A 22,306-nucleotide genomic window follows, 5' to 3' on the forward strand; every position below is an offset into this window, starting at 1 on the left:
GCGGCCCAGGCGCGGCCGTCCTCGGGCGCCCGACCCGCCGCCTATCCTTGAGGGCGATGTCGAACTCCCGCGCCGAGGCCGCCTACCTGCGCTCCCTCGGCGCCTTCCGGACGCCGACCCTGGATCTCCTCCACGGCCGGTACGCCCCGTTCGTCGTCGCCGCCCTGTCGCTCGTGTTCACCGTCGACCGGCAGGCCGTGGCGGTCGCCGACGCGCACGCCGAGGTGGGGGAGCTGCTCGAGGAGCTGCGCTCGGCCGGGTACGACGAGGGCGAGCGCGCTCTGCCGAGCGGCACGGCGCGCGAGGTGTGCCGCTACTGGGTCCGCGTCGGCTGGCTCGTGCCGCAGATCGAGGGCGAGGCCGAGGTCTACCGGCTGAGCGCCCACGCCGTGAGCGCCCTCGAGATCACCGGGCGCACCGGAGGTGGACGCACGCGCGTCTCGAACTCGCGGGTGCGCACCCTGCTGGAGGCGGTCGAGCGGCTGGCCGCGGACGTCGATCCCGACCCGGAGGCCCGCCTCTCGCGGCTCCGCGAGGAGCGGGCGCGCCTGGACGCCGAGATCGCCGCACTCGAGGAGGGCGCCGGTCTCGAGCCGGCCGACGACGAGCAGCTCCTGGAGGAGGCCGAGAACGTGGTGCACCTCGCCCGCGAGCTGCCGGCCGACTTCGCGCGGGTGGCGGAGTCGATCAAGGCGATGCAGCGCGACGTGGTCGCGGACCTGCGCCGCGACGTCCGCCCGACCGGCGAGGTGCTGCGGGAGTACCTCGAGCGAGGTCAGCACGTGATGCAGGCCACCAGCGAGGGCCGTGCGTTCGCCGGAGCCCTCCGCCTCCTGGGCGACCCCGAGCGGATCGACGCGCTCGCCGATCAGCTGCACACCGTGCTCGTGCAGCCGTTCTCCCGCCTGATGGACCCCGCCCAGCGCGCGGAGCTGGCCGCGATCGGCCGCCGGGTGGAGCTGGGCGTGCAGGAGGTCCTGACCGCGCAGCGCCGCGCGTCCCACGTCATCACGGGCCAGGTCCGCACCCACGACCCGGCTCGCGACCGCCAGGTGGACGAGCTGCTGCGCGACGTGATGGCGGGGCTCCAGGAGTGGACGGGCGGGATTTCGCCGGACGCGCCGGTCGCGCCGCTGCGGCACCTGCCCGTCGCCGGGATCGGCCACCTGCGCCAGACCCTGGGAGACGTGCGTCCGGCCGGCGGGCCGGCGCCCCTGGCCGGAGACGACGGCGACGCCGAGTTCGTCGGCGACGACAGCCGGGCCTGGGGCGGTCCCCGCTACGCGGAGCTGGAGGCCTACGTGGCGGAGCTCGGCGACGAGTTCGATCTGGCGGACGCGTTCAGCGCGGCTCCGGAGGACACGCGACGGCCCGTCGACCTGCTCGGGCTGCTCGAGATCGCGCACCGGACGGGCCTCGTCGACCGCGAGGGCTACTCCGTCGTGAGCACGCGCCGACCCGACGGGACCGTGCGCCGCTTCGCCTTCGGATCCGTGACCGCCCGCACCGAGGAGGAGACCGACGATGAGTGACACCCTGGCGACCGACGGGACCGCCGCCGATCCGTTCATCGCGCCCGTGTCGATGGAGGAGGACCCCGACGAGCTCTTCCCCGGCGACCGCGGCGTCCTCGACACCGAGGTGCGCCGGGTGCTCGTGCACGTGCTGCAGCGCCGCTTCCTCCTCGCCGACCGCCACCGCGAGCAGTGGGCCGTGCTCCAGGAGCACCGGCAGCTGATCGAGTCGCGGCTGAACGACCTGTTCGTGCGGCTCGTCGTCGACCACGAGCGCGGGGTCGCCTACAAGCAGCAGGTGCGCTCCGACGAGGTGGAGATGCCGGTGCTGCTGCGCGACCTCCCCTACACCCGCGCCGAGACGCTGGTGCTGGTGCACCTGCGCACGGTCCATCAGCGGGAGTCGGCGGCCGGCGAGGCGTCGGCGCGCGTGGACGTCGAGGAGGTCGAGCAGACGGTGCTCAGCTACTTCGCGGACGCCGAGCGCGACACAGCCCGCCGGCAGCGCATGGTCCGCAAGGCGCTGGAGCGGCTCGGGCGCGACGGCATCGTCGACGAGGAGTCCGCAGGGCGGTACCGGATCAGCTCGATCGTGGAGATCGTGCTGAGCGCGCCGAAGCTGCGGGAGCTGAGCGACTGGCTGCGCGGGCGGGCGGGCGAAGACGCTTCCTCGGTGGTCGCAGAAGCGGCGCCCGCCGAGGAGCCCGGCTCGGACGATCCGGAGGAGGCGGACGACGACGCGCTCGAGGACGACGGCCTCGACGAGGACGCGGACCCGCCCACGGACGGCGTCCTGCCCGGAGTCGATGTCGCGGACGACGAGCCGCTGGACGACGAGCCGCTGGACGACGAGCCGACCGACGACGACACCCCCGACCCGGAGGACGACCCCCGATGACGATGCTCGACACCCTCTTCGGCCTGATCCCCGCCGCCTCCCGCGGTCAGCAGTGGCTCGCCGAGGACCTGCAGCTGGTCAACTGGGGCGGCTACGACGGCGCCCACCGGGTCCGCTTCTCGCCCGGCGCCACGCTCCTCTGCGGCGGCTCCGGCTCCGGCAAGTCCACGCTGATGGACGCCTACATCGCCCTGATGATGCCGCACACCACGCCGTTCAACGGCGCCTCGAACGGCGGAGTGACGGGCCGTCCGCGCGGCGAGGACCAGCGCAACATCCTCTCCTACGCGCGCGGCAAGCTCGACGAGTCGCGCACGGACGAGGGCACGACCATGCGCGTCCTGCGCGGCGACGGAGTCGACACCTGGACCGCCGTCGCGATGACCTGGGTCGACCACGACGGCTCGCGCTTCAGCGCGGTCCGCGCCTGGTACGTCCCGGCCGGCTCCCGGGTGCTCGAGGAGACCGTGCGGATCCGCGCGAGCGCCGAGGGCCCGGTCGACTTCGCCGCGCTCGACCGGGCGGCGGCGCACCGCTTCTCCGACGCGTCGCTGCGCGCGGCGGGCCTGGATCCGCTCGGCACCGACCGCGAGTTCTCGGCGCGTCTGCACGCGGTGCTCGGCATCGGAGCGGCGGGAGCCGGATCGAAGGCGATGAGCCTGCTCGCCCGCATCCAGGCCGGTCAGCAGATCACGACCGTCGACGACCTCTACAAGCGGCTCGTGCTCGAGGAGCCCGAGACCCTGGCCTCCGCCGACGCGGTCGTCGCCCACTTCGACGAGCTCGAGAGCACCCGGCAGCGGATGCTCACCGCGCGCCAGCAGGTCGCGGCACTCGAGCCGTTGCGGGGCCTGCGCCTGCGCATCGCCGCGTCCGCGGAGCGCGTGCGCCTCATCGACGCGCTCGGGGAGTTCGACGCCCCGGTGTCGCCGGCGGCCCTGTGGCGCGCTGAGCAGCGCCTCGGCCTGCTGCGCGACGTCGAGGTCGAGCTGCGCGAGCGCACCCGCGCCGTCGACGCCGTGCTCCGCGAGAAGCGGGCCCTCGCCGAGGCGGCGGAGTCGGAGCGGGACGGGCTCGCCGAGGTGCTGCGGGCCTCCGGCGGCGACCGCCTCGAGACGGCCCAGCGCGAGCTCCGCGAGGTGGAGCGGCGGCTGGGCGCGGCGCGCGAGAACCGCGCCCGGCTCGAGGAGGACCTGCGCGCTCTCGGCGAGCCGGAGACCACCCGCGAGCGGTTCGAGGCGGTGCTCGCCCGGGCGGCGAGCGCGGCCGACGCCAAGCGCAGCACCCGTGCGGCCTGGTCGGACGCGGTCGCCGAGCGGAAGGCCGCGGCGGGCGATCTCGCCGAGCTCGAGGCGGAGCAGCGCTCGGCCTCGGACCGTCGGGACAGCATCCCCCGGCCTCTGCACGAGGCGCGCGAGCGGGTCGCGGAGGCAGCCGGCCTCACCGCCGACGACCTGCCCTTCGTCGGCGAGCTGGTCGAGGTGCGTGCCGAGTTCGAGCCCTGGCGCGAGGCGTTCACGCTCGCCCTCGGCGGCTTCGCGACGACGCTGATGATCGACTCCGCCCACCTCGACCGCTTCCGCCGCGCCATCGACTCCGTCCGGCTCCCGGTCCGGCTCCGCTACGAGGGCGTGGAGACCGGGCTCGAGGAGGTGCGGGGCCTCGACCCGCAGACGCTGCCCGGGCGCCTCGACTACCGCGCCACCGCCTTCACCGGCTGGCTGCAGGACCGGCTCGAGGACCGCTTCGGCTACGTGTGCGTCGACAGCGCTGCGGAGCTCGGGCGCCACCGGCTCGCCCTGACCCTCACCGGTCAGCTCTCGCAGGGGCAGCGCGGTGCGCACGGCGGCCACGGCGCCGCGAACGTCCTCGGCTTCTCCAACACCGGTCGTCTCCGCGAGCTGAACGCCCTGGTCGAGGCGGCCCGGGCCCGCAGCGCGGCGGCCGTCTCGGCGGCGTCGGCGGCGGAGGAGGCCCTCGATGCGCTCGACGACCGGATGACGCGCCACGCCCGCCTCGCGCTGGTGAGCTGGGAGACGGTCGACGTCGAGTCGCTGCTCGCCGAGCAGGAGCGCTGGGAGGCGGTCGGCGCCGAGGCGGCGGAGGCGAACCCCGAGCTCGCCGGGCTGCAGGAGCAGATCGACGGGCTGCGCGGCCGCCTCGAGCGCCTCCGCCAGGAAATCGCGCGCGCCGGTGTGGAGCGCGAGCGGATCGAGGCGGAGTGGGCCGTCGTGGTCGACGACGTCGACGCGAGCCAGGCGGTTCTCGATGCGGCGGAGCAGGCAGGACGCGAGCTCGACGACGACCAGCGCGCCTTCCTCGACGCCCGGTTCACGCTGACCGAGGCCGCGGCGTCCGGCAGCGCCTCGGACGTCCTGGTCCGCTTCGACGCAGCGCTCGCCACGGCAGCGCAGCGACTGGCGGAGGACCGCCGCTCCGCGGCCGAGGCGCACGAGCAGCAGCGCGAGAGCGCCGGCCGGATCATGGCCGGCTTCCTCGACCGCTGGCCGAACCCCAACCTGCTCGCGGACCCCGAGGCGTCCGCGGGCGACTTCGAGCGGCTGCTCGACGCCCTCGAGACCAGCGGCCTGCACCGGCTCGAGACCGAGTGGCGCGACAGCCTGCTCACGCTCTCCGGCAACGACCTCACGAGCTTCGACTCCACGCTCGGCCGCTCACTGCGGGAGATCCGCGAGCGGATCGAGCCGATCAACGTGATCATGCAGGATCTGCCGTTCTACGACGACGGCCACCGTCTGCAGATCACGACGCGCGAGAACCAGTCGGAGGTGCGCCGTCGCTTCCGCCGCGAGCTCCGCGAGGTGCGCGCGCAGATCCAGGCCGTGTCCGCGGAGGAGGAGCGCGAGCAGGTCTACCGGCGGATGTCCCGGCTCATCCAGCGGCTGCGGCGCACCGCGCCCGACTTCGGCGACCTCGTCGACGTCCGCAACCACGTCCGGGTCAGCGCCGAGCGCGTGGACGCCGTCACCCGAGCGCACGTGGCGCTGTACGACCACATCGGCGAGAAGTCCGGCGGGGAGTCGCAGGAGCTGATCGCCTTCATCGTCGGAGCGGCGCTGCGCTACCAGCTCGGCGACGCGGGAGCCGACCGCCCCCGGTACGCCCCGGTCTTCATGGACGAGGCGCTGATCAAGGCCGACGCCCACTTCACCAAGCGGGCGATCGGTGCGTGGCGCGGTCTCGGCTTCCAGCTCGTGATCGGCGCCCCGAACGACAAGTACAGCGCGATCGAGCCGCACGTCGAGGTGGAGTACGACATCCTCAAGGACACGCGCGGACGCTCCTGGGCCAGGCCGAAGGTGGGCCTGGCCCCCTAGGGCTTCGTGCCGATCTTCGCGTGGCTGCGCGAGTAGGCGAAGTAGATCGCGAAGCCCACGGCCAGCCAGATCAGGAAGCGCAGCCAGGTCTCGATCGAGAGGTTGAGCATCAGGTAGGTGCAGATCAGGGCCGAGAGCAGCGGGAGCCACGGGTTCAGCGGGACCCGGAAGCCGCGCTTCAGGTCGGGCCGCTTGCGGCGCAGCACCACGACGCCGACCGAGACCAGCACGAACGCCGAGAGCGTTCCGATGTTGACCATCTCCTCGAGCACGCCGATCGGAGTGAGCCCGGCGAGCAGCGCGACGACGATGGTCACGACCACGGAGGTGAACCACGGCGTGCGCAGGCGCGGGTGGACGGTGGCCAGGCGCCGGGGGAGGAGCCCGTCGCGCGCCATCGCGAAGATGATGCGCGTCGCTCCGATCAGCAGCGTCAGCACGACGGTGGTCAGACCGGCGACGGCGCCGGCCGAGATGACCGTCGCCATCCAGGTCTGCCCGTGGTAGGCGAACGCATTGGCGAGCGCGGCCGACGGGTCGAGCTCGCGGTAGGGGACCATGCCGGTCACGACGAGGGCGACGGCGCAGTACAGGACCGTGCAGATGATCAGCGAGGCGATGATGCCGATGGGCAGGTCGCGCTGGGGGCGGCGGGTCTCCTCCGCGGTCGTCGCGACGACGTCGAACCCGATGTAGGCGAAGAACACCAGGGAGGCGCCGGCGATGATGCCGCCGACGCCGAACGTGGCCGGCTCGATGCCCGAGAGGAACTGGAGCAGCGGCTGGGTCAGACCGGACGCGGACTGCGAGGGCTCGGCGGCGGGGACGAACGGGGTGTAGTTGGCGGTGTTCACGAACTGCAGGCCCGCGATGATGACGAACAGGACGATGAACAGCTTGATCGCGACGAGCACCAGGTTGACGCGCAGCGATTCCTTGATCCCGAAGGTCATCAGCGCGCCGAGCGCGAGGACGAGCAGGATCGCCGGCACGTCGACCACGCCGCCGTAGGTGAGCGCCGGCGGGAGGGTCACTCCCAGCTGCTGCAGCAGCGACCCGAGGTACGCGCTCCACCCCTGCGCGACCACGCTCGCTCCGAGGAACAGCTCGAGGATCAGGTCCCAGCCGATGATCCAGGCGAAGAGCTCGCCGAGGGAGGCGTAGGAGAAGGTGTAGGCGGAGCCCGACACCGGGACCGTGGAGGCGAACTCGGCGTAGCACATGGCCGCGAGGGCGCAGGCGAATGCGGCGACGACGAAGCTCAGGACGATCGCCGGTCCGGCGATGTCGTGGGCGGCGCGGCCGGTGAGGGTGAAGATGCCGGCGCCGATGACGACTCCGACGCCGAAGACCGTGAGATCGAGCGCGGTCAGCGACTTCTTGAGCTTGTACTCGGGCTCATCGGTGTCGGCGATCGACTGCTCGACGGACTTGGTGCGGAGGAGGCTCACGGTGGTTCTCTCTGTGGGCTGCGGGGTGGAGGCGCGAGGGCCACTGGGGAGGATAGCGGGGCGGGCGCCTCTGCCGCGCCGGGCGTCGCGCGAGTACGCTTCCCGGCCATGAGCAGGATCTTCTCCGTGGCGTTCGCCGACGTGCACCCCCTCTACGTGGCGAAGGCGGAGCGCAAGGGCCGGACGAGGGAGGAGGTCGACGAGGCGGTCCGCTGGCTCACCGGCTTCTCGGACGAGGAGCTGGCCCGGCACCTCGAGAGCAGGACGACCTTCGAGGAGTTCTTCGCGGCGGCGCGCCTGCCTCCGCAGGCCTCGGCGATCACAGGGATGATCTGCGGCGTGCGGGTCGAGACGATCGAGGATCCGCTGATGCAGCGCATCCGGTACCTCGACAAGCTGATCGACGAGATCGCGAAGGGACGGCCGATGGCGAAGGTGCTGCGGGCTCCCGCGGCCGGCTGAGCCGCCGGCCCCGAGCGCTCCTCCACAGGCGCCGATTCGCTCCGGTTCTCCCCGGTCGGGGCCGGCGGGATCTCGCGCCGCCGGCGACGCGAGCAGGGTGTCGGACATGACATCCACACAGCGAACCCCTGCTCTTCCGTCCCGCCGCCGCGATCCCGAAGTCCTGCGGGCGAGCGCGATCCAGGACCTCCTGGCGGCCGTCCCCTCCATCATCGGCATCCGTCCGGAGGAGTCCGTCGTGGTGGTGCCGTTCCTCGGCACGCGCGCCGGGGGAGGCTTCCGGATCCCGCTCCCGGAGACGCTGCGCGGGATGGAGGCGGAGGCGCTGGCGGGCGGCTGCGCGGCCATGATGGAGACGATGCCGCGGGCCACCGGTGTGCTGGTGGTGGTCTGCACCCGTGCGGGCTACGCCGAGGAGCGGGGGATCCCGCATCTCGACCTCGGCCACGCGGTGCTCCGGCGCCTGGAGCGCACGCGGCTGGACATCATCGCCGTGGCCTGCATCGCCGCCGACGGATGGGGGCGCTACACGGACGCCGAGGAGTGCCGCAGGCCACGTCCGCTCCTCGAGATCGAGCGGAGCGAGACCGGCGTCCTCGCCCGAGCGGTGGCCGACGAGCCACTGGACATCGACGCGCTCTCCGTGCTGCCGCCGGTCACCGAGGAGGATCGCGCGCTCGTCGCGGAGGTGCTTCGCCGGCCGCCCCTGGTCGGCGACACGGAACGGCTCGTCGAGCGCTGGCTCAGCGGACCGCGGGACGTCCGCCGCGAAGGACTGATCGTGCGGACCCTGCAGTCGCCGCCCCTCCGCGACCGGGTGACCGTGCAGATCGCGCGGAGCCCGCAGGCAGGAGTGGGAGTGCCGCCCGGCGCGGTGGGCGACGCCCGCGCCGGAACGGACGACGACCACGACCTCGAGCTGTCGGCCCTGCTGCTCGGCAGCGGGCGTGCTCCGGAGCGCGGCCGTCTGGCGCGGGCGACCGGGCTCCTCGCCCGCGCCGCCGCGCTGGCGCCGGAGGAGGCGCGCTCCTCCGTGCTCACCGTTCTCGCGTGGTGCTGGTGGGCGAGGGGAGTCTCGAGCCTCGCGGGGCTCCACCTCGACGAGGCGCTGCGGCTCGACCCCGACGACTCGATGGCCCGGCTCTACGCCTCGCTGTTCGCGGCCCGCCCCCTGCCGGACTGGGTGCTCGCGGCCGCTGCCGAGGCCCTCGATGCCGCGAGCGCCTGAGGTCGGGCGCCGGTCGGTGCGCTCGCCCCGGAGACGGATGCTCTTGCGCGGGGGAGGGGACGGCCCTAATATGCAACCATATGGTTGTACGAATGGACGCCGACATCGACCTGCTCTTCCGGGCGCTGGCCGACAGCACCCGCCGCGACATCGTCGCCCGGGTGCTGGTCGGCGAGCAGTCCGTCTCCGCACTCGCGGCGCGCTACGAGATGTCGTTCGCGGCGGTGCAGAAGCACGTGGCCGTCCTCGAGCGGGCGGCACTCGTCCGCAAGCGGAGGAGGGGGCGGGAGCAGCTGGTGCAGGGCGAGGTCGCCGCAGTGCGGCGGGCGTCGCGCCTGCTCGACGCCTACGAGCAGCTGTGGGCGGGGAGGATCGACCGCATGTCGGACCTCCTCGACGAGGAGTGACACCCGCGAGCCGACCGGCGCGCGGGATCTGCTGGAGGGAGAGGCGCGATGAGCGTGCTGCAGTCCGTCAAGGACATCGAGGAACTGACCCTGACCGTGACCGCCGAATTCGACGCGGGGATCGAGCGCGTCTGGCTCCTCTGGACGGATCCGCGCCGCCTCGAGCGCTGGTGGGGGCCGCCGACCTGGCCGGCGACCTTCGAGCGGCACGAGCCGGTCGAGGGTGGACGGAGCGCCTACGTCATGACGGGACCGGACGGCGAGCAGGCGCGCGGCTGGTGGCGCGTGACCCGGGTGGAGGAGCCGACGCGGTTCGAGTTCGAGGACGGCTTCGCCGACGAGCGCGGCGACCCGGTCGACGCGCTGGGGATCACCCGGGCCACGGTCACCCTCGACGAGATCGAGCCGGGGCGCACGCGGATGGTCCTCCGCAGCCGTTTCGAGTCGGTCGAGCAGCTCGAGCAGATGGTCCAGATGGGCATGGAGGAGGGACTCCGCCAGGCGATGGGGCAGATCGACGCGATCCTGCTCGAGGACTGAGTCGGCGCCCATGGAGGTTCGGCGCTCGCCGCGCCGAGCCTCCGCGCTACTGCTCGGGGTCGGTGAGGGCGGCGGCGTAGGCGCGGACGGAGCGCTGGTACCGGGGGAGCCCCGGAGCCAGCGCCTCCAGCGCGATCCGCAGGGCCTCGTCGACGCGCCCGGCGCTGTGCAGGGCGAGCGCGAGGAACACCTCCCGCGCGGAGCCCACCGCGGGGTGCGCGGCGGCGCCGGCGAGGAGGTCGATCGCCTCATCGGTGCGGCCGAGGTTCCGGAGTGTCGAGGCGTACTGGATCGTCAACCGCGCCCGCCGCTCGTCATCCAGGCCGGCGGCGAGGGCGCGCTCGTACTCGACCGCCGCCTCCGCCTCGTGTCCCGCGCTGTCGAGGGCGCCGCCCAGCTCGAAAGCGGCGATTCCGTCGTGTCCCGGGTAGCGGGCTGCGAGGACGCGCATCCGCTCGACGACGCCGTCCGGGTCGTCCTGAGCGTCGAGGCGCTCGACCGCCGCGAGCCAGAGGGCGAGCGCGTCGGTCTCGGGGCGATCGGGGTCGGAGGCGCGTGTCTCGGTCACGCCTCCGACGCTACCGCGCCCGCACAGTGCGGCGGAGCGGGGCTACGAGGCGGTCGAGTCGGCGCCGTCGTCGTCCGACCCGCCGTCGTCGGAGCCGGAGGTGCCCGCTCCGACCGGCGCGGCGCGTCGCCCGGCCTCGATCAGGGCGGTCGACGCAGCCGCTCCGCCGATCAGGGCGAACAGCGCCCAGCCGGCTCCCCACTTGCGCTTGCCGATCAGGGCGTCGAACGAGAGCGCGCCGGGGCCGTCCGCGACGATCGCGGCCGTCGCCGCGACGAGGACGGCATTGTACTCCCACCCGCCGCCCGCGTTCCACAGGCCGTTGCTCCAGTGCACCTTGCGCACGGCGGTGACCATCGTGGCGACGAGTCCGGCGGCGGCGAGCGGAGTCGCGGCGCCGAGGGCGAGAGCGGCGCCTCCGGCCGTCTCGGTCACCGCTGCGGCGACGGCGTTGCGCCGGGCCGGATGCATCTCCAGGCTCGACATCATCTGCTCGGTGCCGTCGAGGCCGGGGCCGTCGAACGAGCCCCGCAGCTTCTGCAGACCGTGTCCGACGAAGAGCCCGCCGACGGCGAGACGGAGAACGAGTGAGCCGACCTTCATGGTGACCTCCGGGGTGGGGTGGGGACGTGTAGTGCGAGGGTCCCGGCTGCGCCGCGCCCGGTCAAGGGGTCGCGCCCGGTGAGCGGGCCGCGCGGGAGGCGTGCGCGCTCGGGGAGGGCTCAGAGCAGCGCGTAGGCGGAGGCGTCCATCATCACGGTGCCGTCGGTGCACACCTGGAGCTCGGCCGGGGCGCGGACCGCGCCGTCCGGGGCGTCGAGGACCTCGGCGACGAGGAACGCGGAGGTCCCGACCGCGCAGCCGTAGGCGCCGGGGGAGTGCCAGGCGACCCGGACGTCCGCCCGGGCGCCGGGGACGAGGATCACGGGAGCATCGGGGTTCGGGCCGGACGCGTCGGCGACCGCGCTGATCCGGTTCCCGTCGGCGTCGGTCGCGTAGACGCCGGGGATGCCCGCGAGAGCGCAGTCCGAGGAGGAGGTGCTGGTGAGCACGAGGTCGAAGGCGCTGTTCCCGGCACCCGACGCGTCGGGGTCGGGGCGGTACTCCATCGTCAGGTCGGAGCCCGTGCAGCGCGCCGCCGCCGGATCCGCGGCGGGAGAACCGGTCGACGAGGGCTCGGGGGTCGCCGTGACCGTCACGGTCACGGCGGGAGTCGGCGTCGGAGCGGGAGTCGGCGAAGAGGTCGCGGTCGCGGTCGGCGTCGGGAGCGGCGTCCGCGCGGACGGGGCTCCGCCGCTGCCCGCGCAGCCGGTGAGGACGAGGACGAGTGCTGCTGCTGCCAGCGCGGAGGCGCCGGTCCGGTGCGAGAACGTGCTCATGTCCGCAGTCTGCCACCGCCCGGACCGATCGGCCCCGCGGATCCGCGAGCATTCTCGGAGGTCCCGGTCAGGGAGGCGGAGGACGGATGCGGCGGGCGTCCGGAGGTGCCCCTCCCCGCGCCCGCCGCACCGGGGTCGGCGCTAGACGCGGACGACCATCTTCCCGGTGTTGCCGCCGCGCATCATCGAGAGGAACGCGTCCACGGCGTGGTCGATGCCGTCGACGACGGTCTCGTCGTAGGCGATCTCTCCGTCGGCGAACCAGCCGGCCATCAGCCGGTTGAACTCCGCCGCGTGGTCGAGGTAGCCGGACAGCGTGAAGCCGCGCAGCGTGAGACCGCGGGTGATGATGTTCGCCATGTTGTCGGGGCCGGGCGTTTTCTCGGTGCTGTTGTAGCCGGCGATCGCTCCGCAGAGCGCCGCGCGGCCGCCGTCGCGGAAGGCGTCGAGGGCCGCTTCGAGGTGGTCGCCGCCGACGTTGTCGAAGTACACGTCGATCCCGTCGGGCGCGGCCTCGGCCAGCTGCTCGCGGACCGGGCCGGAGTGGTAGTCGAAGGCGGCGTCGTAGCCGTACTTCTCGGTCAGCAGGGCGACCTTCTCGGCCGAGCCCGCGGATCCGACGACCCGCTCGGCTCCGAGGAGGCGCGCGATCTGACCGGCGGCCGAGCCGACGGCTCCCGCGGCGCCCGAGACGAAGACGGTGTCGCCCTCCTTCATGCCCGCGATGGCGGTGAGCCCGACGTACGCGGTGAGTCCGGTCATCCCGAGGATGCCGAGGCGGAGCGAGAGCGGCACTCCGGGGATCTCGGGGACGACGCGGAACTGCGACGACTCGGCCTGCACGACGTCGCGCCAGCCGAGCTGGTGCAGGACCGCGCTGCCGACGGGGAACGCGGGGTCGTCGGAGACGGTCACCCGGCCGACGGCACCGCCGGTCATGGTCTCGCCGAGGGCGAAGGGCGGGGTGTAGCTCTTCACGTCGTTCATGCGGCCGCGCATGTAGGGGTCGACCGAGAGGAAGGCGTTCTCGACGCGGATCTCGCCCGCAGCGGGATCGCCGTACTCGACGGTCGCGGTCCGGAAGTCCTCGGCGACGGGCCAGCCGTCGGGGCGGCGGACGAGCTGGATCTGGGTGCTGGTGACGGTGCTCACAGGACCTTTCGTGGTGGATGAGGGGATCAGAGTGAGAGGCCGACGGCGAGCGCGATCACCGCGAGCAGACCCGGGGTCATCTGGGTCAGCGCGGCGCGGCGCTTGGTCGGAGCGGAGAGGAGCAGGACGAGTGCTGCGGCGACCATCGATCCGGCGCCGGCGAACACGAGGGCCGCGCCGACGGCGGTGGCGCCGATCGCGACGGCGACGATGCCCGCCGCGGTGACGACGGCGAGGAAGAGGTTGTAGAAGCCCTGGTTGTAGGCCATCTCCTTCGTCGCCTCCGCCTCGCCGGCGGTCGTGCCGAACGTCGATCGGGCGCGCGAGGTCGTCCAGAGGACCGACTCGAGCACGAAGATGTAGACGTGCAGCGCCGCGGCGAGAGCGGCGAGCACCAGTCCGAGAACGATCACGGCGGGCCTCCAGGCGATGGTCGTGATGCGGAGGGCTCCGCACCGATTGTGTAACGACCAGTCCACAATATACTGGAGCGAGCGGTCCGCGCCAGTGCGGCGCCGCAGCTGTCACCCCTCAGGAGGAGCACCGTGGGTCGCACGCAGGGCTTCGACACCGAGCAGGTCGTCCGCGCCGCCCGCGCCGTCTTCTGGGAGAGCGGCTTCGAGGAGGCGTCGCTCCCGGACCTGGAGTCCGCGACCGGACTGCGCCGCTCCAGCCTCTACCACGCCTTCGGCAGCAAGCGCGGGCTCTTCGACGCTGCCGTGCAGAGCTACCTCGACGAGGTGGTGCGGCCCCGGCTCGCCCCGCTCGTCGATCCGCGAGGGGCGTCGCCGACGGCGCTCGAGGAGTACTTCGCCGGGCTGCGGGCGGCGCTCGCCGACTCCCGCACGCTCTCGGCGAGGAGCGGCTGCCTGCTGCTCAACGCCGCGGGCGCGCCGATCGCGCGCGACGACGCCGTGCGCGAGGTGATCGCCGACTACCGGGCCGAGCTGCTGGGCGCACTGCGCACCGGAGCGCTGGCCCGCTGGCCCGACGCGCAGGCGTGGGCGTCGGCTCAGGCGGACGTCCTCGTGTCGCTGCTGGTGGCCGCGCTCGTGCTGGCCCGCGTCGATCCGGCGCAGTCGCTCGCCACCGTGGACGCCGCGCTCGCGCTCGTCCGGTCCTCCGCGCCCTGACGGCCGGCGCGACGAACGCCGGAGCACCGCTCTCGCGCCGGGCCCGCCCTCGCACCCGGCGCGCCGGGTCGGTCCGCACAGCACGACGCCCCCGTGCGCCTCGCGTCCCCGTGGGACGGATGCGCGCGGGGGCGTCGGGCGGGCGGGTTCAGTCGGTTCCGGCGTCGAACGCCGCACCCTCCGAGGCCAGGTCGGTGGCGCGTCCGAGCGCATCGGCCGCTGCGGACCCGCCGCCCTCGGTGATCGCGTCGGCCTCGCCGATCTCGAGCTCGCCGACGAGCTCGGCGGTCGGACCGCCGACGAGGCCGGCGGCCGCGTACTGCTCGAGCCGCGAGCGGGAGTCGGCGATGTCGAGGTTGCGCATCGTGAGCTGCCCGATGCGGTCCTCGGGGCCGAAGGCGGCGTCGCCGACCCGCTCCATCGAGAGCTTGTCCGGGTGGTAGCTCAGCGCGGGGCCGGTCGTGTCGAGGATCGTGTAGTCGTCGCCGCGGCGCAGACGCAGGGTGACCTCCCCGGAGACGGCCGAGCCGACCCAGCGCTGGATGGACTCGCGCAGCATCAGCGACTGCGGGTCGAGCCAGCGGCCCTCGTACATCAGGCGGCCGAGACGGCGGCCCTCCGAGTGGTACTGGGCGACGGTGTCCTCGTTGTGGATCGCGTTCAGCAGGCGCTCGTAGGCGATGTGCAGCAGCGCCATGCCGGGGGCCTCGTAGATGCCGCGGCTCTTGGCCTCGATGATCCGGTTCTCGATCTGGTCCGAGACGCCGAGCCCGTGGCGTCCGCCGATCGCGTTCGCCTCGAGCACGAGCGCGACGGCGTCCGAGAACTCGACGCCGTTCAGCGCGACGGGGCGGCCGGCCTCGAAGCGCACCGAGACGACCTCGGAGGCGATCTCGACCTCGTCGCGCCACGACGCGACCCCCATGATCGGCTCGACGAGCTCGAGGCCGCTGGAGAGCTCCTCGAGGCGCTTGGCCTCGTGGGTGGCGCCCCAGATGTTGGCGTCGGTCGAGTAGGCCTTCTCGGTGGCGTCGCGGTAGGGGAAGCCGCGGGCGACCAGCCACTCCGACATCTCGGTGCGGCCGCCGAGCTCGTTGACGAACTGCACGTCGAGCCAGGGCTTGTAGATGCGCAGGCGGGGGTTGGCGAGCAGGCCGTAGCGGTAGAACCGCTCGATGTCGTTGCCCTTGTAGGTCGAGCCGTCGCCCCAGATGTCGACGCCGTCCTCGCGCATGGCGCGGACGAGGAGGGTGCCGGTCACGGCGCGGCCGAGGGGGGTGGTGTTGAAGTAGGTCTTGCCGCCGGAGCGGATGTGGAAAGCGCCGCACTGCAGGGCGACGAGCCCCTCCTCGACCAGCGCGCTCTTCGCGTCGACGAGGCGCGAGATCTCGGCGCCGTACTGGGCCGCGCGGGACGGGACGCTCTCGATGTCGGGCTCGTCGTACTGGCCGATGTCGGCCGTGTACGTGCAGGGCACCGCGCCCTTCTCGCGCATCCAGGCGACGGCGACGGATGTGTCGAGGCCTCCCGAGAATGCGATTCCGACACGCTCGCCCACGGGCAGACTGCTCAACACTTTCGACATGCCTCCGATTTTAGGAGGAACGGGGACCTCCTCCGTGCCGCGGGAGGTCCGAGCCGCCTCCCGGGGCGCCCGCGCGGGGTGCGCTCCGGCCGTGGGAGCACGTCCTCCGTCGATCCGCGTCGATCGCCGCCGCCCCCGACCGGGGCGCGCGAGCCGGCCGGAGGCTCCGTGGTCCGGAGGCGGCGCCCGCGCAGCCGGCGCGGATCGCCCGCTCCGGCTGAGTGGTTCCTCGCGGCCCGGATGGACGGCCGTGGCGAGCGCGTGCCAGGCTCCGCTCGACCCCGGCTTCCGCCGCCGCCGCCTCCGAAAGGGCTCTCCGTGCCACGACCTCCTCATCGCCTCGCGGCGATGGCCCTCGCCTGCCTGCTCGCCGCGGGCGGTTCCGCCGCTCTGGCGCCGTCCGCCCTCGCGACGCAGGCCGTCGCCGAGACTCCGACCGCCTTCGTCCCGGGGGAGACTCCGCCCGCAGAGGCGCGCGGATTGCAGACCTACACGAACGCCCTCCTCGGCGGCGACTCGCTCGACGCGGGCGAGCGCATCTTCTCGAACGGAGACTCCGCGAGCTTCGAGATGCAGGCGGACGGCAACGCCGTGATCTACGACGCCGGGCGCCGCCCCGTCTGGAGCACCAGGACCCAGGGCACCGGAGCGACCACGGTGCGGATGCAGGAGGACGGCAACCTCGTCGTCGTGACCGGCTCCGGCACGCCCGTCTGGGCGTCCGGGACCGCGGGAGAGACCGGCGCGCTCGCCCTCATCCAGGACGACGGGCAGCTCGTGCTCGTCCGCCCGAACGGGGACACGGCCTGGTCCTCTGCCGACGAGCAGGAGCCCGAGCCGGAGCCGATCGCCGACGTCCTCGACAGCGGGCGCGAGCTCTCTCCGGGACAGCAGCTGACCGCCTCCGACGGCCGCTCGCGCGCCGCTATGCAGAGCGACGGCAATCTCGTCGTCTACGTGGACGGATCGCCGCGCTGGAGCTCCGTCACCTCCGGAGCGGGCAACCGCCTCGCGATGCAGACCGACGGGAACGCGGTGGTCTCGGCCCCCGGGTCCGGCGTGCGCTGGCAGGCGGGAACGCCCGGGAACCCGGGCGCGCGGATGCGGATGCAGAACGACGGCAACCTGGTGATCACCGCCGCCTCCGGACGGCCGCTCTGGGCGAGCTCGACCTCGCGCGCGCCCGAGATCCGAGACGTCCTCTCCTCCGGCTCGCGGCTCAGCCGGGGACAGCAGCTCACCTCGCCGGACGGCCGGTCGCGCGCCTCCCTGCAGGGCGACGGCAATCTCGCGGTCTACTCGCGGGGGGACGTCCGCTGGGGCGCCGGCACCCAGGGCGAGGGCGAGACGCTCTCGATGCAGTCGGACGGCAACGCCGTGGTCACCTCCGCCTCGGGCCGACCCCTCTGGGCCTCGGGTACGGCGGGCAACCCGGGATCCCGCCTGCAGATGCAGAACGACGGCAACCTGGTCGTCTACTCCGCCTCGGGCCGCGGGCTGTGGGCGAGCGACACTCCTCCGGCGCCGCCCGCGCCCGCCGTCCGGGACACCCTCTCCTCCGGGAACCGGCTGACCGCCGGTCAGCTGCTGCGCTCCTCCGACGGAGGAAGCGAGGCGGTCATGCAGGGCGACGGCAACCTCGTCGTCTACTCGCGCGGCTCGGCCCGCTGGGCGGCCGGCACGTCCGGAGGCGGCAACCGGCTCGAGATGCAGTCCGACGGCAACGCCGTGGTCTACGCGGGCTCCGGCGGAGCGCGCTGGCAGTCCGGCACGGCGGGCAGCCCGGGCTCCCGGATGGTCATGCAGAACGACGGCAATCTGGTGATCTACTCGCCGCAGGGCCGCGCACTCTGGGCGAGCACGCAGGCCGCGGCACCGGCGCCGGCACCGGCGCCCGGCCCGGGACGACCTGCTTATCCCGGCGACGCTGTGAACTGCGACGACTTCCCGGACCAGGCCTCAGCTCAGCGGTACTTCGACCTGTACGACCCGTACTACGGCGATGTCGCAGGGCTCGACAGGGACGACGACGGGTTCGCCTGCGAGTCCAACTGAAGGCAGCGAAGGTCCGCCCCTGCCGGAGGGGCGGGCCTTCGGCCGTCCTCCGACGACGAGAGCCTCACCCTCCTCTCTCAGGTCCGAGCGGTCCCCTGCAGGCCTCCGGGCCACGCTCGCGGGTATCGAGTGGCGAAGACGACCCGCCTGCGCGAGAGGCTCTCCGGCGGACGACCATCGACAAGGCGCCCTGCGCACTGATGCTCCGCTGCCGCCCGAGCTCCCGCGCCGCCGGGCGACCCGGCATGCTGGGGCAGGACTCCGCCGACGACGCGGATCGGAAGGACGCCATGACCCCGACGACCCCCTCCAGCCGCGAGAGCCTGCTGGTCACCCCTGACGAGCTCGCCGAGCTCATGGCCTCCACCGAGCCGCCGCTCGTCCTCGACGTGCGCTGGCGCCTCGACCGGCCCGACGGCCGCCCGGAGTACCTCGCGGGTCACCTGCCCGGCGCGGTGCACGTCGACCTCGATCACGAGCTGGCCGCCCACGGCGAGCCGGAGGAGGGGCGCCACCCGCTGCCTCCGATCGAGGTGCTGCAGGAGGCGGCGCGCGGCTGGGGGCTCCGCCGGGGCCGGTCCGTCGTCGTGTACGACGACGCGCGTAGCGTCCCGGCCGCGCGGGCCTGGTGGCTGCTGCGGGCGACGGGAGTGGAGGACGTCCGCCTGCTCGACGGGTCGCTCGCCGGCTGGATCCGCTCGGGGCGGGAGCTCGAGACGGGCGACGTCCCGCGCGAGCGGGGCGACGTCGAGCTGGCCTACGGTCGGCTCCCGGTGCTGGACATCGACGAGGCGGCGGCGCTGCCCTCGGCGGGCGTCCTGCTCGACGCCCGCGCCCCTGAGCGGTACCGCGGCGAGGTCGAGCCGATCGACCCGCGGGCGGGCCACATCCCCGGCGCTCGGAACGCTCCGGCGTCCGCGGCGCTCGACTCCGAGGGGCGGTTCCGGCCCGCCTCCGACCTGCGCGCGGGATTCGAGGCGCTCGGCGTACGGGAGGACGCCCCCGTCGGCGTGTACTGCGGCAGCGGCGTCTCGGCCGCGGTCGACGTCGTCGCGCTCACGCTCGCGGGCTTCGCGCCGGCGCTCTACCCGGGATCCTGGTCGCAGTGGTCGAGCACGCCGGGCCGGACGGTGGCGACCGGGTCGGAGGCCTGAACCGCCTTCTTCGGATCGCCCGCGGAGCTCAGCTGAGGCGGGAGTGCTCGCCGAGGTGGTGCCAGGTGCGGTTGTGGTAGACGAGCGGCGCCGTGGTCTCGGAGTCCTCGGGCACGTGGGCCTCGAGGGCGTGCACGGCGACGATCGTGGACGATCCCGCCTCCATGCGGTTGATCACCGTGCCGCGGATCCAGGCGGCGGCGCCCGGGAAGAACGGCTCGCCCGTGGGCAGCCGCGACCAGAGCGACGTGTCGGCGAAGCGGTCGATGCCGCTGGTCGAGCCCAGGCGCGCCAGGTCGAGCTGCTCCGCCCCGAGCAGGTGCACGACCAGCGTCTCGGACGCCTGGATGGCCGGAGAGCTGGACGAGGCGGACGAGAGTGAGAAGACGAACAGCGGCGGCTCGGCGCTCACCGAGAAGACGGAGGTCGCGGTCAGGGCGACCGGGCCGGTGCCCGGGTCGGCGGTGATCAGCGCGACTCCGGCGGCGTGGTTGCGGAACGCGAGCTTGAAGTCCTCCGGGGAGAGTCCGGCGAAGGCGCGGTGCTCCGGCTCGCGGTCCGGGGTGGTGGCGAGGTTCTCGCGGCTCATCGGAGACTCCTGATCGATCGAGGGTGCGGCACGGGGTGGTGGCCCGCCGTCGCGCCGCAGCACGGCTCCTCCAGACTGGCGCACCGGCCGGGGGAGGGCCGCCCCATTGCGGAGTATGACGCCGCCACCTCGGGGAACGCCGATCCGCCGCTCCCTGTTCCCGATCACGCCGGATCGGGTGCCCGTCGTCGGCGCCGGCCTCCGCGCGCCCGTCGCTCGCCCTCAGCGCAACCCGTCGCTGCGGCCGCGGTCTGCGCGCAGACTCGAGGGCATGGCCCACCGTCAGCGCACGTCCACCGCGCATCCCGAGAGCAAGACCTGCGCCTCCTGCGGTCGCGAGATCGAGTGGCGCGCGAAGTGGGCACGGGACTGGGAGGACGTCCGCTACTGCTCGGACGCCTGCCGCCGTCGCGGAGTCGGTCCGGAGGAGGCGCGCCTCGAGGAGGAGATCCGCACCGTCCTGCTCGCGCGAGCGGCGTCGTCGACGGCGTGCCCGTCCGAGGTCGCGCGCCGGGTCGGCGGCGAGGAGTGGCGGCCGCTGATGGAGCCCGTGCGCCGGGCCGCGCGCCGCCTGGTCGACCGGGGCGAGATCGACATCGTGCAGGGCGGACAGGTCGTCGACCCCTCGCGGGCGAAGGGCCCGATCCGCCTGCGGAGGCGACCCGGCGGACCCCTGTCGCCGGGCGGCGCCGCGGGCTAGCCTCAGCAGATGCCCAGCAGCGACGCCGTCGTCCTCACCGTCCCCGGACCGCACGGCGACCGGGAGGTGCGGATCTCGAGCCCCGAGCGCGTGCTGTTCCCGGAGCCGGGCATCACCAAGCGCGAGGTCGCGGAGTACCTGATCGCCGTCGGCGAGCCGTTCGTCGCGGCGAACGGCGGCCGCCCCGTCTCGCTGCAGCGGTTCTCCTCCGGGATCGAGGGCGAGCAGTTCTTCTCGAAGAACCCGCCCAAGGGCGCGCCCGAGTACGTCCGGTCCGTCCCGGTGACGTACCCGAGCGGGCGGGTGCATCCGCAGCTCGTGATCGACGAGCCCGCGGCCGCCGTCTGGGCGGCGCAGATGAACACCGTCGTCTTCCACCCGTGGGCGTCCCGCGCCGATGCGCCCGACCTGCCCGACCAGCTCCGGATCGACCTCGACCCGCAGCCCGGCACCGACGTCGCCGACGCGGTCGTCGCCGCGCACGCGCTGCGGGAGGTCCTGCGGGAGGCCGGCCTCGACCCGTTCGTGAAGACGTCCGGCAACCGCGGCCTGCACGTCTTCGCGCCGATCGTCGCCGAGCACGAGTTCCTCGACGTCCGCCACGCGGTGATCGCCGCGGCGCGCGAGCTGGAGCGGCGGATGCCCGAGCAGGTCACGACGGCATGGTGGAAGGAGGAGCGCGGCGAGCGGATCTTCGTCGACTTCAACCAGGCCAACCGCGACCGGACGATCGCCGGTGCCTACAGCCCGCGGCCGCTCGCGCACGCTCCCGTCTCCACTCCGCTGGACTGGGACGAGCTCGACGGCGTCGACCCGCGGGCCTTCACGATCCGCACGGTCCCGGCGCGCCTCGCCGAGCGCGGTGATCCGTGGGCACGGATGCACGACGCCCCCGGCCGCCTCGACGCCCTGCTCGGCTGGTGGGAGCGCGATGTCGCCGCCGGCCTCGGCGAGCTGCCGTTCCCGCCCGACTTCCCCAAGATGCCGGGCGAGCCGCCCCGCGTGCAGCCCAGCCGCGCGAAGAAGGCCTAGCCGAGGACGTCGCCGAGGTCGTACGCGGTCGGCTGCTCCAGCTGCTCCATGGTGCAGGAGGCGGCGTCGCGGTCCGGGCGCCAGCGCTCGAACTGCACGGTGTGCCGGAAGCGGTCGCCCTCGCGCTGGTCGTAGCGGACCTCGAGCACGAGCTCGGGACGCAGACGCACGAAGGAGGTGTCGCGGCCGCTCGAGAACCGGCTCCGCTCGCCCTCGCCGCGCACCGGTGCTCCCTCCGCGTCGCGCTCGACCGCGGGTGCGAGCTCCTCCAGCAGCTGCACGCGACGCTCGTCGCTGAAGGCCGAGGCCCCGCCGACCTGGCGGACCTCTCCGTCGTCGCCGTGCAGGCCGAGCAGGATCGAGCCCACGCCCGGCTTGGAGGCGTGCTCGCGGTACCCGATCGCGATCACGTCGGCCGTGCGGTGGTGCTTGACCTTGAGCACGGCGCGCTTCCCGGGGGAGTAGGGCGCGGCCAGGGGCTTCGCCACGACGCCGTCCAGTCCTGCGCCCTCGAAGCGCTCCAGCCAGTCGCGCGCCAGGGCCTCGTCGTCGGTGGCGCGGCCGAGGTGCAGCGGATGCGGGACGCCGGCCATCACCGCGGCGAGCGCCTCCCGCCGCGCCGAGTACGGCTCCTCGAGCATGCTGCGCCCGTCCACGGCGAGCAGGTCGAAGGCGACGAGCATCGCCGGGGTGGTCTCCGCCAGCATCCTCACGCGGCTCGCGGCCGGATGGATGCGCTGCGAGAGCAGGTCCCAGTCGAGCCGCTGGGCACCCGGCTCGCCGGTCGCCAGGACGATCTCGCCGTCGAGCACGCAGCCGTCGGGGAGCAGCCGGAGGAAGGCCTCGACGAGCTCGGGGAAGTACCGGGTCAGCGGCTTGGAGCCGCGGCTCCCGATCTCGCACTCCCCGCCGGAGACCGAGACGATCGCGCGGAACCCGTCCCACTTCGGCTCGTAGGAGTATCCGCCCGCGACGGCGGTCTGCTCCGGCACCGCAGGAACGGCCTTGGCGAGCATCGGGGCGACGGGGAGCGCGAACGGGAGGTCCATGCCCTGATCATCCCGGCCGCGGTCTCGGACCGCACCCCCTTCCGGAAGGCTGTGGACCGGGACGTTCCCGGC

General features: G+C 73.8%; 21 protein-coding genes. 12 read left to right on the plus strand and 9 right to left on the minus strand.

What is annotated here, in order from left to right; translation table 11 throughout:
• Nucleotides 1–56: 56 nt before the first annotated feature.
• From C5C54_RS10150 to C5C54_RS10160, 3 genes are read left to right on the plus strand one after another with little or no spacing between them, the layout of a single operon-like run.
• On the plus strand, nucleotides 57–1,532 hold the full coding sequence (locus C5C54_RS10150) for a DUF3375 domain-containing protein (RefSeq protein ID WP_104247174.1): 1,476 nt from the start codon (nucleotides 57–59) through the stop codon (nucleotides 1,530–1,532).
• A complete protein-coding gene (locus C5C54_RS10155; RefSeq protein WP_104288282.1) occupies nucleotides 1,525–2,412 on the plus strand; it encodes a DUF4194 domain-containing protein in 888 nt (295 codons plus the stop codon). Before C5C54_RS10150 ends, C5C54_RS10155 begins: the two co-directional genes overlap by 8 nt.
• Nucleotides 2,409–5,750: an ATP-binding protein gene (locus tag C5C54_RS10160; RefSeq protein ID WP_104288283.1), complete on the plus strand. Its 3,342-nt coding sequence runs from the start codon at nucleotides 2,409–2,411 to the stop codon at nucleotides 5,748–5,750. Before C5C54_RS10155 ends, C5C54_RS10160 begins: the two co-directional genes overlap by 4 nt.
• Here the strand turns inward: C5C54_RS10160 and C5C54_RS10165 are convergent.
• Entirely contained in the window at nucleotides 5,747–7,201 is a 1,455-nt protein-coding gene (locus C5C54_RS10165; RefSeq protein ID WP_104269175.1) for an amino acid permease, read from the minus strand. The genes C5C54_RS10160 and C5C54_RS10165 overlap by 4 nt on opposite strands.
• A 108-nt stretch (nucleotides 7,202–7,309) precedes the next feature.
• Between C5C54_RS10165 and C5C54_RS10170 the strand changes: the two genes are divergently transcribed.
• From C5C54_RS10170 to C5C54_RS10185, 4 genes are all read left to right on the plus strand, one after another.
• On the plus strand, nucleotides 7,310–7,663 hold the full coding sequence (locus tag C5C54_RS10170) for a DUF2200 domain-containing protein (RefSeq protein WP_104257296.1): 354 nt from the start codon (nucleotides 7,310–7,312) through the stop codon (nucleotides 7,661–7,663).
• Between the two features lie 106 nt (nucleotides 7,664–7,769).
• Nucleotides 7,770–8,891 carry a DUF4192 family protein gene (locus C5C54_RS10175; protein ID WP_104288284.1) on the plus strand — a complete coding sequence of 374 codons (1,122 nt, stop codon included), beginning with the start codon at nucleotides 7,770–7,772 and terminating at the stop codon, nucleotides 8,889–8,891.
• 92 nt (nucleotides 8,892–8,983) lie between these two features.
• Complete coding sequence (locus C5C54_RS10180) at nucleotides 8,984–9,298, plus strand: ArsR/SmtB family transcription factor (RefSeq protein WP_374953252.1); 315 nt, start codon at nucleotides 8,984–8,986, stop codon at nucleotides 9,296–9,298.
• A gap of 48 nt (nucleotides 9,299–9,346) precedes the next feature.
• Nucleotides 9,347–9,838, plus strand: a complete 492-nt coding sequence (locus tag C5C54_RS10185) for an SRPBCC domain-containing protein (protein ID WP_104261127.1) — start codon at nucleotides 9,347–9,349, stop codon at nucleotides 9,836–9,838.
• A 46-nt stretch (nucleotides 9,839–9,884) separates the two neighbouring features.
• Here the strand turns inward: C5C54_RS10185 and C5C54_RS10190 are convergent, their stop codons facing one another.
• The 5 genes from C5C54_RS10190 to C5C54_RS10210 form a co-directional block, all read right to left on the minus strand.
• Nucleotides 9,885–10,406 carry a tetratricopeptide repeat protein gene (locus C5C54_RS10190; RefSeq protein WP_258059938.1) on the minus strand — a complete coding sequence of 174 codons (522 nt, stop codon included), beginning with the start codon at nucleotides 10,404–10,406 and terminating at the stop codon, nucleotides 9,885–9,887.
• A 42-nt stretch (nucleotides 10,407–10,448) separates the two neighbouring features.
• Nucleotides 10,449–11,009 carry a DoxX family protein gene (locus C5C54_RS10195; protein WP_104222539.1) on the minus strand — a complete coding sequence of 187 codons (561 nt, stop codon included), beginning with the start codon at nucleotides 11,007–11,009 and terminating at the stop codon, nucleotides 10,449–10,451.
• A 119-nt stretch (nucleotides 11,010–11,128) separates the two neighbouring features.
• Nucleotides 11,129–11,785 carry a DUF4232 domain-containing protein gene (locus C5C54_RS10200; protein WP_104288285.1) on the minus strand — a complete coding sequence of 219 codons (657 nt, stop codon included), beginning with the start codon at nucleotides 11,783–11,785 and terminating at the stop codon, nucleotides 11,129–11,131.
• A 141-nt stretch (nucleotides 11,786–11,926) separates the two neighbouring features.
• Nucleotides 11,927–12,937 carry an NADP-dependent oxidoreductase gene (locus C5C54_RS10205; RefSeq protein ID WP_104288286.1) on the minus strand — a complete coding sequence of 337 codons (1,011 nt, stop codon included), beginning with the start codon at nucleotides 12,935–12,937 and terminating at the stop codon, nucleotides 11,927–11,929.
• Between the two features lie 26 nt (nucleotides 12,938–12,963).
• Nucleotides 12,964–13,350: a DUF1304 domain-containing protein gene (locus tag C5C54_RS10210; protein ID WP_104269170.1), complete on the minus strand. Its 387-nt coding sequence runs from the start codon at nucleotides 13,348–13,350 to the stop codon at nucleotides 12,964–12,966.
• A gap of 132 nt (nucleotides 13,351–13,482) precedes the next feature.
• Between C5C54_RS10210 and C5C54_RS10215 the strand changes: the two genes are divergently transcribed.
• Nucleotides 13,483–14,070, plus strand: coding sequence for a TetR/AcrR family transcriptional regulator (locus C5C54_RS10215; protein WP_104247166.1), 588 nt, complete (start codon nucleotides 13,483–13,485; stop codon nucleotides 14,068–14,070).
• Nucleotides 14,071–14,218: 148 nt separating this feature from the next.
• On the opposite strand, the gene argG is transcribed toward C5C54_RS10215, so the two are convergent.
• On the minus strand, nucleotides 14,219–15,655 hold the full coding sequence (gene argG, locus C5C54_RS10220; protein ID WP_104222545.1) for an argininosuccinate synthase: 1,437 nt from the start codon (nucleotides 15,653–15,655) through the stop codon (nucleotides 14,219–14,221).
• A gap of 348 nt (nucleotides 15,656–16,003) precedes the next feature.
• Between argG and C5C54_RS10225 the strand changes: the two genes are divergently transcribed.
• A complete protein-coding gene (locus C5C54_RS10225; RefSeq protein ID WP_181127873.1) occupies nucleotides 16,004–17,710 on the plus strand; it encodes an excalibur calcium-binding domain-containing protein in 1,707 nt (568 codons plus the stop codon).
• Nucleotides 17,711–18,000: 290 nt separating this feature from the next.
• Nucleotides 18,001–18,864, plus strand: a complete 864-nt coding sequence (locus C5C54_RS10230) for a sulfurtransferase (RefSeq protein ID WP_104288305.1) — start codon at nucleotides 18,001–18,003, stop codon at nucleotides 18,862–18,864.
• A 28-nt stretch (nucleotides 18,865–18,892) separates the two neighbouring features.
• Here C5C54_RS10230 and C5C54_RS10235 read toward each other — a convergent pair whose 3' ends face one another.
• Nucleotides 18,893–19,453, minus strand: a complete 561-nt coding sequence (locus C5C54_RS10235; protein ID WP_104222547.1) for a flavin reductase family protein — start codon at nucleotides 19,451–19,453, stop codon at nucleotides 18,893–18,895.
• 271 nt (nucleotides 19,454–19,724) lie between these two features.
• Here C5C54_RS10235 and C5C54_RS10240 point away from each other — a divergent pair, with 271 nt between their 5' ends.
• Nucleotides 19,725–20,153, plus strand: coding sequence for a DUF2256 and DUF3253 domain-containing protein (locus C5C54_RS10240; RefSeq protein ID WP_104233370.1), 429 nt, complete (start codon nucleotides 19,725–19,727; stop codon nucleotides 20,151–20,153).
• A gap of 9 nt (nucleotides 20,154–20,162) precedes the next feature.
• Nucleotides 20,163–21,185: a non-homologous end-joining DNA ligase gene (gene ligD, locus C5C54_RS10245; protein ID WP_181028781.1), complete on the plus strand. Its 1,023-nt coding sequence runs from the start codon at nucleotides 20,163–20,165 to the stop codon at nucleotides 21,183–21,185.
• Here the strand turns inward: ligD and C5C54_RS10250 are convergent.
• Nucleotides 21,182–22,234, minus strand: coding sequence for an ATP-dependent DNA ligase (locus C5C54_RS10250; protein ID WP_104225401.1), 1,053 nt, complete (start codon nucleotides 22,232–22,234; stop codon nucleotides 21,182–21,184). The genes ligD and C5C54_RS10250 overlap by 4 nt on opposite strands.
• Nucleotides 22,235–22,306: the final 72 nt, after the last annotated feature.

It is taken from the genome of Rathayibacter sp. AY1F2 (assembly GCF_002930885.1).
In the GTDB taxonomy this organism is placed as follows: domain Bacteria; phylum Actinomycetota; class Actinomycetes; order Actinomycetales; family Microbacteriaceae; genus Rathayibacter.